The organism is Pseudomonas sp. NPDC087615 (genome assembly GCF_044743445.1).
Taxonomy (GTDB): Bacteria; Pseudomonadota; Gammaproteobacteria; order Pseudomonadales; family Pseudomonadaceae; genus Aquipseudomonas; species Aquipseudomonas baetica_A.
The window spans coordinates 61,788-74,350 of sequence record NZ_JBIUWM010000029.1 but is presented as its reverse complement, the minus strand read 5'-3'; the positions used below and the strand labels follow the sequence as shown (position 1 = coordinate 74,350).

Below are 12,563 nucleotides of genomic sequence, written 5' to 3'. Positions count from 1 at the left end.
AAACTGCTGGATCAGGTCAAGGGTCAGCTGCCAACCCGTCTGTGGCTGTCGCCGCCGACAAAAATGGACTCTCACCAACTGACCGAAGAAGGCTACTACGGCATCTACGGCAAGGCTGGCGCTCGCATGGAAATGCCAGGCTGCTCGCTGTGCATGGGTAACCAGGCACGCGTTGAGCCGAACAGCACCGTGGTGTCGACTTCGACCCGTAACTTCCCGAACCGTCTGGGCGACGGCGCGAACGTCTACCTGGCTTCGGCCGAGCTGGCGTCCGTTGCTTCGATCCTGGGTCGCCTGCCGACCGTCGAGGAGTACATGGAATACGCTGGCAAGATCGACAGCATGGCGGCCGATATCTACCGCTACCTGTCCTTCGACCAAATTGCCGAGTTCCGTGAAGCTGCTGCGAACGCCAACATCCCGGTCGTTCAAGCCTAACGCTGCAACGCAATGAAAAACGCCGCCCATCGTGAGATGAGCGGCGTTTTTTTATGCCCAAAGCAACTGAACTCAAATTACCCGTGGATTTGGGCTTGCTGGACAGCGCCATCGACGCTTAGCCCGCTGAGGATCACGCCATTGGCAGCGACCTCTGGCAGCTTCGCCAAGGCACTCTTGGCCTCATGCTTGAGCCGCGCCAGTATCAGTCGTTTACCCTCCTGATCCACCCGCAGAAAAAACTCCTGCATGGCCTCGATGCTGGTGCCATCCAGGTTGGGCGTTTCCTCCAGACTGAGGATCACCGTGTGCACCGGCACCGGCGAATGGCGGACCAAATGCAACGCTGCCCCGAGAATCCGTTCGACATTGGCAAAGAACAACGCCTCGCTCGGTCGGATGATCAGCACCCCTGGCTCGGCCTGAGCAATCGGATGGCGCTGCAAGTCGACAAAGTCATGCCCACCGTCAATCCGCCCGAGTACCTGAATATCCGCCGCCGACATCTGCTTGAGCATCAGCAATACACTGATCGCCACCGACACCAGCAAACCGTCCAGCACGCCCAATACCAGCACCGCGCCCACAGCGCAGAGCACCAATACCCGATCCCGGCGCCAAATGAAGTAGCGCCCCAGCGGCTGCAAGCTCAAGCCTCTGCCCAGCGCATGCATGACGATGGCGGCAAGAATCGGCTCCGGCGTCAGGGCGATCCACGGCAACACCGTCAGCACGATCAGCAACACCACCAATGCCGCAACCCCACCGGCCCACCGTGAAGTCGCACCCGCCTCCTCATTCGCCGACGTCGCCGAATACCCCGCCCCTGCCGGCATGCCATGAAACAACCCGGACAACAGGTTCGACGCCCCCAATACCAGCAAATCGCGATTGGAAGTCACCCGGTCACCATGCTTGAGCGCAAACGAACTGATCGAGCCGTAAGACTCCGCATACAGAATCATCACCAGCGCAAACCCCACCTCCCCCAACCGCAGCCAATCAGCAAATGGCAGCACTGGCAGATTCGGCACTTCCAGGCTCAGATCGATGAGTCCGATCATCTTCACGCCATACGCCGGCAGGTTCAGCCATTGCCCGGCCACAATGCCGATCACCACCACCAGCAAGCCACCCGGCACCCGTGGAAAGCGTGAGAACAGCCCCAGCAACACCAATGCCACAACAGCGACGCCAGCCGCCGGCCAGCTCCATTGCGGCAGTTGCTCCAGCAGTTGCGGGGCGAAGCGCACCAGATTGGCGTCGGTCAGGTGCACGCCGACGACGCTGGCAACCTGTTTGAGAATGATCGTCAGCGCCAGACCAAAGGCAAATCCGCGCAACACCGGTTTGGCGATGAACGCGGTGACGCTGCCGAAACGAAAGATCCCTGCCAGCAAAAACAGCGCCCCGGTGACCAGCACCAAGCCGACCGCCAAGGTCGAGCGTAATTGTGGATCACCATCAGCCAGCGTCGCCGTCGCCGCCGCCAGCACCGCCGCTGATGACGAGGTGGCCGAAACAATCGCAAAGCGGCTGGTGCCGAACAACCCGTAACAGAGCAAACCGGCAAACAGCGCGATGACTCCGGCCTGCGGCGCCAGCGCGGCGATGGTCGAATACGCGACGGCTTCAGGCAACAGCAGCCCGGCAATCGACAGGCCGGCGAGTACATCCTGCCAGCGGTGGGTGGGTTCAACAGGTTGCGGGGCGCTCGACAATCCACTGTCTCCAGACGAAAAAAAGCCGCTGTGCGCATCACGCACAGCGGCCACTGTAGCTGAGTATCCGGCGCTTTGGCCTACGCCGTCAGCGAATAAATCAACGCCGAAATCGCCACCAGCCCCACAGCCGTGACAAACACGTTCGACGCCTGCCCACGATAGCGCGCCATCGCCGGCACTTTACGAATCGCGTACATCGGCATCAGGAACAGAATGGCCGCAATCACCGGGCCGCCGATGGTTTCAATCATGCCCAGAATGCTCGGGTTCAGCGTCGCCACGATCCAGCAGATGACCAGCATGAACGCCGCCACAATGCGATCCAGCGCCTTCGCACCCGGACGCTTGCCGCTCTTGACGATCAGACCTTTCAGACCTTCGCTGGCACCGATGTAATGACCGAGGAACGACTTGGAAATCGCCACAAATGCAATCAACGGCGCCGCGAAGGCGATGGTCGGGTTGCTGAAGTGGTTGGCCAGGTACGACAGGATCGACAGGTTCTGCGCCTTCGCTTCAGCCAGTTGTGCGGGCGACAGCGTCAGCACGCAACTGAACACGAAGAACAGCACCATCAGCACCATCAACGCATGAGCGCGGGACAGGATCTGCGAACTGCGCTCTTGTGCGTGAACGCCGTAACGACGCTTCTGATCGACCGCAAACGCGGAAATGATCGGCGAGTGGTTGAACGAGAACACCATCACCGGAATGGCCAGCCACAGCGTATGCAGCAACGCGGATGGCGCCGGCACGTGCGAAGCGGTGGCGAGGATGCCGCCATTCCAGTGCGGGATCAGGTACACCGCCAGAAACAGCAGCGCGACGATAAAAGGGTAAACCATCAGGCTCATCGCCTTGACGATCGCCTGCTCGCCGCAACGTACCACCGCCAGCAGGCCGAGGATCAGCACAAACGACAGGATCACGCGCGGTGGCGGCGGAATGTGCAGTTGGTGTTCGAGGAAACTGGCGACCGTGTTGGTCAGGCCGACGCTGTAGATCAGCAGAATCGGGAAGATGGCGAAAAAGTACAGCAATGTGATCAGCGCCCCGGCCTTGATGCCGAAATGCTGCTCGACCACTTCAGTGATGTCGGCGCCTTCGCGACCGGAGAGCACAAAACGGGTCAGGCCACGGTGTGCGTAGAACGTCATCGGGAAAGCCAACAGCGCGAGGATCACCAGCGGCCAGAAGCCACCCAGCCCTGCATTGATTGGCAAAAACAGGGTGCCGGCGCCAATCGCCGTCCCAAACAGTCCCAACATCCAGGTGGTGTCCTGGCGACTCCAGCTCGACAGCTCGGCTGGTGCTGCTTCATAGCGTTCGTTGACGCTATTGGCCTGCTCATTCATCCGGTCGGATCTCCGCATTCCGGTCACTTGCCACTCGGTCAGGACGCGTCGGAAAAAACCGACAGACATGCTCCGGCCGAAACAGGGGCGCGATTCTCCGTGATAAATCAACAGAAGCAAAGACTTAGCTGAGCAATGGTTGTGCGGATCAGATTATTGGATGTCGCTTTTGGCAAAACATATGTCGGCGCTGGAAAGGTTAACTGTCGTTTTTAGGCATGCTCCAGTGCCGCATGTGACCGAAAAAACTTGATCAGACCGATCGACCCAATATGAATCCAAGTGAAATGCAAAACTGGCCTTCCTTGGCTGTTGGCAATGGCTGCTCAGACTGCTTTGTGTCCTCATGATTTCGCGCTCATCGCTTGCCGGAAAGCCGATGGATCCGATGGTTTCGTAGGCAAAATCCGGGAGTCGAGTAGGCCGCCTCATACAAAGCCATGACAGAGACTGCGGCGAGGCGAATGACCCCGCCGCAGCGTTTGGCTTATTCCGTCGGCACCAGATTATCGAGCACCTGATTGACCGCCAGTTCAGCCAGCATCACGTTCTGGGCGATGCCTAATGCGGTCTGGCGATGGGTGCCTTCCAGCAGGGCGGCGAAGTTGTTGAGCATGACGTTGGCCGAACCAAGGGTTTCGCTCGCATCGGCCAGCAGGGGTTCGTTGCCGGCGGCGGGGTTGGCCATGTACAGGCGATTGGGTGCGTAGGGCGCGGCCATGACTTTGGCGGTTGGCGGATCCAGGTAGTGGTCGAGGGCGCGCTCGGCGGCTTCGTGGAATTTCTTGGAGCCAGGGGATTCGTAGGGGGATGCCGGATCGGGATTCGGCGGGTTTGGCGTTACCTTGAACATTGAGAACTTACCTCCGGTAATGCCGCCTCCCCTCTCGCCGCTAAGCAAAAGGGTGGCGGCTATGCGCAAGTTAGCGGACCGGTAAGTTCTCGAAACCCGGCGCACCCGAAGGTGCCATGCGCACAGCCACCATCAAGCGCAGGCATATGCCCGTCTAGATAAGACTTATGCAACCGAGAACAAACCGGGCCGCTAAGCCCGATCACTGGAAATCAGTGATGCGAACCAAGTTACCGACCGCCCTCCAGGCGCACAAGCCGGCGGATTCTGGCGCACGCGTAGGCAACGACGCAAGAATTTGTGGGCATTGGCACGTAACTACGGATGTCTTTAAACGGAAGTCAAGAATTGCGTTTATCAGCTACAAAAGCTGACGAAATATCTGACAGATTGCAGGTAACCAACGTGCGACTCAGGTTTGAAAGTATCAGTTAATGGTGGGGTGTATCGCGCACAACTGTGCGCGGGCTTGCTCGCAAAGGCGTGTACATCAACCGGGCGGAAGTCAAAAAAGAGAACGGGGCATGCGGCAACGGCGTCGCTCAATACTTCACCTGATTCGGTCATTGACAGCCCGGCAACACGGCCAGCATGATCAGCCCCATGAACCTTCGCGCGCTGCACCTCACCCGTACCACCACGACCGCCACCGGCGGGTCGTGGTGTTTGTGCCTGAGGTAACCCCAGCGCAGCAAACCCAAGGCCCCGCCAGCAATGGACGGGGCCTTGTTGTTTCTCCCGTCCGTGCGGCAACTTTTGTCACTCAAGGAGAAACACATGTGCGCAGCACTGTTGATTATCGATATGCAGGTCGGTCTGTTCCAGGGTCCGGAAAACCCCCACGACGGCGAACGGGTGCTCGCCAACATCCAGCACCTGATCAAAAAGGCGCGTCAACAAAACGTTCCGATCTTCGCCGTGCGCCACACTGGCCCGCAAGGTTCGCCGATTGCCGCGGGCAGCCCATTCTGGCAATTGCTGCCAGCGCTTGAACTGGACGCTGAAATCGACATCCTCTTCGACAAATCCCGCCCCAATGCCTTCCACGGAACTGAACTGGCGCAACAACTCAAAACCGAAAAAATCGGAGAGCTTTACATCGTAGGCATGAAGACTCAGTTCTGCATCGACAGCACCTGTCGCGCCGCCGCCGATCTGGGTCTCAAACCCGTGCTGGTGGCCGATGCCCACACTTGCATGGACACTCCGCTGTTGGCCGCCCAAGCCATCATCGACCATCACAACGCAACCCTCGGTGCAGCCTTCGCACGGTTAATCAACAGTGCCGATGTGACATTCTGACGGGTCGCCTCGCGAATCGATGCCGCTGCGCCGTACTGCGGCGTCGATACGAGGCTGCTGACCGTCTCGCTCAAACACGATCAGTCGCCAACCTTGAGCGCACTGGATAGCCGGTGTGCTGAGGCCCTTGCTTCTTGCGCGAAGCCGTCCAGAATCAAAGCACCCATGCTTGAATGTCGACCATTGCCATGCTGCCTTGCTATCAGCACTCTGAAACTCATTTGATGCCCTCGACACCGACGATCACAGGAGCCGCGCAATGCCCGCATCCGTTCTGGTACTGGTTGAAACCATCAATGACTATTTGCCGATTCTTGAACATCAGGGCTTCCACCTGATTCTGGCGCCGACACCCGCCGAACGCGCTCAAGCAATCGCCACCCATGGCGGCCGCATCGACGCTGTGCTCACCCGTGGCCCCTTGGGCCTGACCGCCGACGAAATCGCCGCCCTGCCCGCGCTGAAAATCATCACGGTGATTGGTGCCGGTTACGAACACGTCGACTTGCAAGCCGCCAGTGATCGCGGGATCACTGTGACCAATGGCGCCGGGGTCAACGCCTCGTCGGTGGCTGACCACGCGATGGCCATGCTGCTGGCGTTGGTGCGCGACATTCCACGTTGCGATGCTGCCGTGCGTCGGGGTGAATGGCCGAAGATCATGCGTCCGTCGCTGGCCGGCAAACATTTGGGGATTCTCGGCTTAGGATCTGTGGGCATGGCGATTGCCAAACGCGCAGGCCTGGGTTTCGACATGCAGATCAGCTATCACAGCCGTCAGGTGCGCAGTGACGTGCCTTACGCGTTCTGCTCGACGCCGACCGAATTGGCTCGTGCGTCTGACTTTCTCATCGTCGCCACACCCGGCGGCATCGGCACTCAGCATCTGGTAACCCGCCCGGTGCTCGATGCGCTGGGGCCCAAAGGTTTCATCGTCAATATCGCGCGGGCGAGCGTAATCGCCACGGCGGACCTGATCACGGCCCTTGAACAACGCCGAATCGCCGGTGCCGCGCTGGATGTATTCGACCATGAACCACAGGTGCCGGAGGCGCTGAAAGCCCTCAGCAATGTGCTGCTCACGCCACACGTCGCCGGTCTGTCACCGGAAGCCACCCGAGGCACCGTCGAGTTGGTGGGCAAAAACCTCATGGCGTTCTTTTCAGGCCAACCGGTACTCACACCGATTCAACTGCCGTCGAGAACCAGCAATCTGCGCGTGCACTAAAGCACCCCGAGCAACGTCCATAAACGCCGTGACTCGGCATCTGCCGAGATCAACTCGCCAAGCAACTCGCTCAGCGGTTTATTGCCCCACTCCACTGCGCGCCGGATGAGATACGGCACCGGGCTATGGGGCTCGGTACGCGCCAGGTATTCGGCGATCAGCAGCAATTGGCGGTAGGCCTCATCGCGGCTGGCCGGTTCGCGAAAAACCTGGGCCACAGGCGTTTCTTCAGTGGATGGCGCCACGGCGGCGGGTACGTCGGGCATTGGCGCGGGCGACGCCGGTTGTTGTGGGTGCATGGCCATAAACTCCTGAACCAGCGTCAGCAGCGCTTCAATGATGTCCTGCAACGGGCGTAACCCCGGGCCTTGATCGCCCAGATAAGCCTCGCTCCAGGCGTCGAGCCGTTGCAGGTGTTGCAGGCTCAGCAGCAGATTGCCTTGGGTGCGTAGCCAGAACGCCAGCGGCGTAACGCGGATCTGATCGTTGATTTTCTTCTGTTCATTGCGCGCGGTTTGCACCGAGGTCTTGGCATCCTTGCTGTCGTTGGCCTGCACCTGCTGAACCTGCAAACGCCGCCAGACTTCAAGGGTATAGGCCTCGAAGTCGCTGTTGCGACTGCCGAACAGCGGCACCCGGGTGAGCAACACCTCGCTGTATCGACGCACCAGCCATTCCAGCGGAATCACCCGCCATGACTGGTCGCCGTCCTCGGCTTGCGGGTGCAACTGCTCGGGAAAACGCTCACACAAACCGGCAATCAGCGCCAGGCTGTTGGGCAAACCATCCAGCGCCTGCAGGTGCAGCCACGCCTCGCCGAGCCAGGCGCTGAGCATCAGATCCTTGCTGCGCTCCAGCAACAATGCGGTCGTAAGCTTTTCGACTTGCGGCCAATTCGCCCGCTTCAGCGTCGACTGCCACACGCCGGTCGGCAGGCTGGCGTCGTCTTCGCGGCGCAGGTCGCGCAACTGGTCGAACTCGCGTTCATACCGCAGATCGACGCCGCACGGCGCTTCTGCGCTGATCGGCGCAAGCAACTGATCAATCAGATCCGGCAACGGGGTCGATGGCAGATTCACAATCCCTCCTTGTGCGATTCAATGGCGGCCGTCGTCGTGCCGGTGAACTGAAACGGTGAGTGCGGTGCGCGCGTGGGCAACGGTGCAATCGACAGCGGCAGTTTCGAGCCCTGACTCATCAACGACAGGCGCACGTACATCCGTGCGAATTCACTGGTAACGCTGTCGGGCGCCCCGGTCACCGGCAAACGCAGGGCCAGCGGGAAATCGGTGTAATCCATGCTCGGCTGGCGCTGAACCGAGAAATGCGCACGCATCAGGCGCAGCAGCGACCACGGCCCGCCGTACTCCCAGCCTGCCTCCAGATCGCGCACCACCAGGTTCGGTTGCAGCGGATCGTTGACCGGACGTTCCTTGCCGTTACGCGCCCAGCGCAGGGTCAGGCGAATAGGCTGGCCGACCCTCCAGCGCAGATTCGGCTCCTCGGCTGCCGGGTAGTTGATCTCCTGACGGCCGGCGAGCAGGCTCCAGGCAATCACCTTATCGGCGCCCTTTTCATCATCACGATCGGTACGCCAACGCACATCCAGTTCAACGCCGAGGATGCCGCTCTTGTCGCGCACGAACAGCGGCTTGAGCCAGACACTCGCCTGCTTCAGGCGATTGAGAAAATCTTCCGCCGCCAGCCGTTCCGGTGTCTGGCTCAGGACGAGTCCGGCCTGCGCCACCGGCAAGCGTTTGTCGATGATGTCGAGGAAATACTGAACCCTTGCCGGGTCGGCATCCTGCGCTTGCACACCATTGGCGAAGGGAAAGCGATCGGCCAGGTATTGATTGAAATAGTTGGCCAGTTCATTCCATGCCGCTGAGGCCTGTTGCTGTTGCAGGGACTGGCAACGCTGCATGGCGGACTGTTGCAGTTCCACGGCACGCATCGCCAGCGTGCTGCGTCCGGGAGCAACATTAGCGGTCTGCAATACTTGTTCGCACGAGGCGGTATCCATCTCGATGAAGTCGCGGCTGACCAGTTGCTCGATCTGCGCCGGTGAGCTGGCCGGGTTCGAATCCTTGTACTTGAGCAAGTCGTCGTTGAGCGCGCTGAACTGCGTCACCCGCTCGTAATCCAGCGCCGACAGACTGCCCTGTTGAGTCATCAGCCATTGCAACGCCGAGGTGCGCCGTTCGGTGATGCCGAGCATGGTGTTGAACTGCTGCTTGAGGCTCAGCTTCAAGTCCTGCACATCACTGGCGCCGTACAGTTGCAGACCGAGGTTTTTCGAGCCGTCCCACTGGCTGACTTCAGTGCGCCCGCCAAACAGTGGCTGGTCGCTGATTTCATTCAGGCCACTGACGATCTGCGCCATCGCCCGGCGGTTCAGCCCGCCTTGCAAACGTGCTGCCAGATCACTGCGACGCAGTTCCACAAAGGCTTTTTGCAGGGCCATGGCCTGTTCGGCGCGCACGTTGAACACCGCGTACGATTGAGTTCGGTCGTCGTGATCCTTGAGGCCCAGCCACATCGCCTGGGCGGCGGCGTTTTCGGCGGCTTGCAACACCGCGCCGCGATAGGCCGGTGGGATCCGAGGCAGTTCTTCAGCCACGTAGCTTTTGTAACTGGCGAAATAGCTCAACGATAGATTGAAGTCATCGCCGTCCACGGTCTGGCCTTGCATGTCCACATTGTCTTGATTGGCGCGCAAGGCAACCGCCAGAAAATCGCGTTTGAATAGCGACTGCAGGGCGTTATCGAGTTTGATCACGTGTTCCTGCAGCGCCAGTTGTCCACTCCCTTGCTGCACCAGCAAGTTGTCCCGTGAACCTGCGCGGGCGATCCATTGGTCACGAAAACTCTGCTGCAATTTGCTGGCCTGGTTTTCCAGTTGTTGCTCCACGGTTGGCCCCAACAATGAACTCTTGTGCACCTTGTCGAGAAAAGCGCGATAGCCGGGCACCAGTTCCTGGCCCTTGCCGCGCCCCCACGCCGCGTTGGTCATGGAAATCGCCCCTTGCAGGCCATCAATCAGTGCGCGCAGTTCTTCCAGTTCACCGAGGCTGTTGCCGCTGCCGGCCTCCAGTTGTTCCAGGTGCAATTTGAGGTAACCGGCCTTGCTGACAAAGTTGTCGGCAAGGAAATACTGATTGAGCCAGAGCTCCATCAACCCGTTGAAGTTGCTCAGTATCAGCGGCTGCTCGACGCTCAAATCCAACGCCTGCAAATTGCCGCCATCACCCGCCGCCAACAACCGGTTGTAATACGCGGCATGGGGCAATGTCGCGGCATTGAGGTTCAGTGATAGAGCGCTGTTGCTCAGTTGCACCAGATCGTCGAGCGGTGCCCGCTGATTGTTCTGCACTTCGCCAAACAATTGGTTCTGCTGCTCCAGACGCAATGCCCGGTCCACCAGATCCGTGGCCTTTTGATAGTTTTTCCACTGCGCCGGGTCTTCACTTTCAATGCTGCTGCGCCGATCAGTGGCGCGGATCGTTTTGATTTTCGCCAGTTCAGCGACCAGCAGTTCATGCAGCGGCACGAGCATATGACCCTGGGCTGAGCGGAACAGCTCCTGCTCAAGCAGGGTGTCCAGGGATGAAAACCAAGAGGACGGAAATGCCAGCGAAACGTAGCGCCATTGCGGTGCTCGCTCCAGCACCCGCCAGAAACTCTGCACATTGCGCCGGGTCGGTTCAATCCGATGCGCCTCATCGGTGACCGCCACGTAACTCTTTTGCGCGCCCTGCATCAGCCGCGCCAGTTCGTGGGCATCCTTGACCGACTGGTGCCAGACCCACAGCATCGCCACCGCCCAGACCACTCCGACCACCAACGCCACCCCGGCTGTCAGCCGCTGCCAACGCTGACGCAAACGCAACAGACGCGGCACGCCTTGGGCCAGTCCGTGTTCGCCGACCAGACGCTGACGCCACAACTGGCGCACGAACACGCTCTGCTGCAAGCCGCTGTCATCCGCGCAAAAGCCGTCCTTGGCGTCCTCTGAAGCTTCATTGGCGGTCAAATACACACCGCGAAAACACGGCGCTTCGCCCTGCGCGTTGCCCTGAAAAACCGGTTCGAGCACGCTCTGAAGTCCACGGCGCAGCGTCTCCAGACGCTCCGGCAAGGCGTACAGGTCGGCGCTCAACTGCCCGGACAACGTGCCGATTTCAATCACTGCTTCAGCCACGGCGCGGTGGATTCGATCCAGCGCCTGATCACTCCACTGCCCTTGCCACACGGCATCGCGCGCGTAGGGCGACGACCAGCCCAAGGTGCGTTCACGGGCCTCCTCGGGCAAGGCGCTGATCAGTTCCTGAAACCCCGGCAACTCTTCCAGTCCCGTGACGATCACGTACACCGGCACGCTCAAGCCAAAGCGTTGCAGCAGATCGATAAAGCGTCGGCGTGCGGCCAGACCAAGGCTGGCAGCCTGCTCAAGATTGCTCAGGTGGCTGACCGGCACTGTCCAGATCACGCCGTCCAGCGGCCGCTTGCTGCGCATGCGCAGGATCAACCCGAGCAGTCGCCACCAGCCACCGCGCTGCAAATGCATGCCGTCGTCCGGCAGAAACAACGCCTGCGGCACCACCAGCACAGCGCCTTCGGGGTCCGACCACCAGCGGCCAAACCACGCCGGTTTATCGGTCGGCTGCAATCGCCACTCGGTGACCAATTGCGTGCCTTGAGTTTCATCGCCGAGCATCAACATCCACGGCATCTGATAACGATCGTGACTGCCCTGCTCCTGCTCCATATGGCGCACGGACGCATAGAAACTGCGGATCGCCGCGCCGCTCTGGGTCCGTAGCCACCACACGGCCACGGCAACAATGACCAGCAACACCAGCAGCGCGACGACCCACGCGACAATCGTCAGGGTGCTCATGAGTTTTGCTCCGGTGCGGCCACTGAATCGGTCATTTGCAGCACCGGATCGAGCTCGGAACGAATGTCACGCCAGAGGAACTGGCCAAGTCCAGTCAGCAACAACACCATCGCGAGAATACCCAGCGCCAAACGAAAGCCGTCCGGCAGCGCGGTGCGCACGGGCAACTGCAACGGTGCAGCCAACGAAGGTTGCACCAGTCGCTGGCTGACATCGTCATACGTGGCTTCGTCCTGCCAGGCAAAGTTGAACAGGGCCAGCCGCCATTTCTCCCGTTGCGCCTGACTGTGCTCACCGCGCAGGCGTCCGTGGAAGCCGAGAATCAGGCACTGCAAGTACACGTTGGCCAGATCGCGGGTGGTCGGTTGTTGTTCATCGAGAAGGGTTTGAATGGCCGCCGGCACTTGCTCGCCCGCCTGACGGCTGGCGTACAACCGCGACTCCAGCGGTTTGTCCTGCCACGCCGCTTGCCCCGGCCAGGGCGTAAACAACAGGGTTTCATCGACCAGTGCAACGAACGCGTAAACCAGTGCCTTGACCTGATCCGTCGCCGAATCACCGACCCGCGAATACGCCGTGCGCCAGAGCCGTTGCGACGCCTGCGTCGACAGCTCGACCACCGTCTCCACCAGCGCCGCTTCGTCGTCGCTGTCCTTGGGCAATTGCACCCAATCCTGTTGCCATTGCTGCCACGTCTGCCGGAACGCGCTGCTCAACGGTGCGTCCTGCAACCCCAGGCTTGCGGCACTTCCTTGCGACATAC

General features: G+C 60.4%; 9 protein-coding genes. 3 read left to right on the top strand and 6 right to left on the bottom strand.

Going from position 1 to position 12,563, the window contains the following annotated elements:
* On the top strand, window positions 1–438 hold a 438-nt coding region (locus ACIOU6_RS16150; protein ID WP_401137822.1), incomplete at its 5' end, for an aconitase family protein.
* Between the two features lie 77 nt (window positions 439–515).
* Here the strand turns inward: ACIOU6_RS16150 and ACIOU6_RS16145 are convergent.
* The 3 genes from ACIOU6_RS16145 to ACIOU6_RS16135 form a co-directional block, all read right to left on the bottom strand.
* Window positions 516–2,159, bottom strand: coding sequence for a SulP family inorganic anion transporter (locus ACIOU6_RS16145; RefSeq protein WP_401137819.1), 1,644 nt, complete (start codon window positions 2,157–2,159; stop codon window positions 516–518).
* Window positions 2,160–2,239: 80 nt separating this feature from the next.
* A complete protein-coding gene (locus ACIOU6_RS16140; RefSeq protein ID WP_401137816.1) occupies window positions 2,240–3,517 on the bottom strand; it encodes an HAAAP family serine/threonine permease in 1,278 nt (425 codons plus the stop codon).
* A gap of 487 nt (window positions 3,518–4,004) precedes the next feature.
* On the bottom strand, window positions 4,005–4,370 hold the full coding sequence (locus ACIOU6_RS16135) for a DUF6124 family protein (protein WP_401137814.1): 366 nt from the start codon (window positions 4,368–4,370) through the stop codon (window positions 4,005–4,007).
* Between the two features lie 777 nt (window positions 4,371–5,147).
* Here ACIOU6_RS16135 and ACIOU6_RS16130 point away from each other — a divergent pair.
* Window positions 5,148–5,672 carry a cysteine hydrolase family protein gene (locus ACIOU6_RS16130; protein WP_401137811.1) on the top strand — a complete coding sequence of 175 codons (525 nt, stop codon included), beginning with the start codon at window positions 5,148–5,150 and terminating at the stop codon, window positions 5,670–5,672.
* A 259-nt stretch (window positions 5,673–5,931) separates the two neighbouring features.
* The gene (locus ACIOU6_RS16125) at window positions 5,932–6,900 is read left to right on the top strand and encodes a 2-hydroxyacid dehydrogenase (protein ID WP_221732663.1); all 969 of its coding nucleotides are present in this window, start codon (window positions 5,932–5,934) and stop codon (window positions 6,898–6,900) included.
* On the opposite strand, the gene tssA is transcribed toward ACIOU6_RS16125, so the two are convergent.
* From tssA to ACIOU6_RS16110, 3 genes are read right to left on the bottom strand one after another with little or no spacing between them, the layout of a single operon-like run.
* Window positions 6,897–7,979 (bottom strand): type VI secretion system protein TssA, encoded by a 1,083-nt coding sequence (gene tssA / locus ACIOU6_RS16120; protein WP_221732664.1) that lies wholly within the window; start codon window positions 7,977–7,979, stop codon window positions 6,897–6,899. The genes ACIOU6_RS16125 and tssA overlap by 4 nt on opposite strands.
* Entirely contained in the window at window positions 7,976–11,800 is a 3,825-nt protein-coding gene (locus ACIOU6_RS16115; protein WP_401137807.1) for a type VI secretion system protein, read from the bottom strand. The genes tssA and ACIOU6_RS16115 overlap by 4 nt, the downstream gene beginning before the upstream one ends.
* On the bottom strand, window positions 11,797–12,561 hold the full coding sequence (locus ACIOU6_RS16110; RefSeq protein WP_401137804.1) for a DotU/TssL family secretion system protein: 765 nt from the start codon (window positions 12,559–12,561) through the stop codon (window positions 11,797–11,799). Before ACIOU6_RS16110 ends, ACIOU6_RS16115 begins: the two co-directional genes overlap by 4 nt.
* Between the last annotated feature and the right edge of the window lie 2 nt (window positions 12,562–12,563).

Bases quoted from the DNA above. Each gene is read 5' to 3' on its own strand.
- ACIOU6_RS16135 (WP_401137814.1), bottom strand. From the start codon at position 4,370: ATGTTCAAGGTAACGCCAAACCCGCCGAATCCCGATCCGGCATCCCCC.
- ACIOU6_RS16115 (WP_401137807.1), bottom strand. From the start codon at position 11,800: ATGAGCACCCTGACGATTGTCGCGTGGGTCGTCGCGCTGCTGGTGTTG.
- ACIOU6_RS16130 (WP_401137811.1), top strand. From the start codon at position 5,148: ATGTGCGCAGCACTGTTGATTATCGATATGCAGGTCGGTCTGTTCCAG.
- ACIOU6_RS16125 (WP_221732663.1), top strand. From the start codon at position 5,932: ATGCCCGCATCCGTTCTGGTACTGGTTGAAACCATCAATGACTATTTG.
- ACIOU6_RS16110 (WP_401137804.1), bottom strand. From the start codon at position 12,561: ATGTCGCAAGGAAGTGCCGCAAGCCTGGGGTTGCAGGACGCACCGTTG.
- ACIOU6_RS16140 (WP_401137816.1), bottom strand. From the start codon at position 3,517: ATGAATGAGCAGGCCAATAGCGTCAACGAACGCTATGAAGCAGCACCA.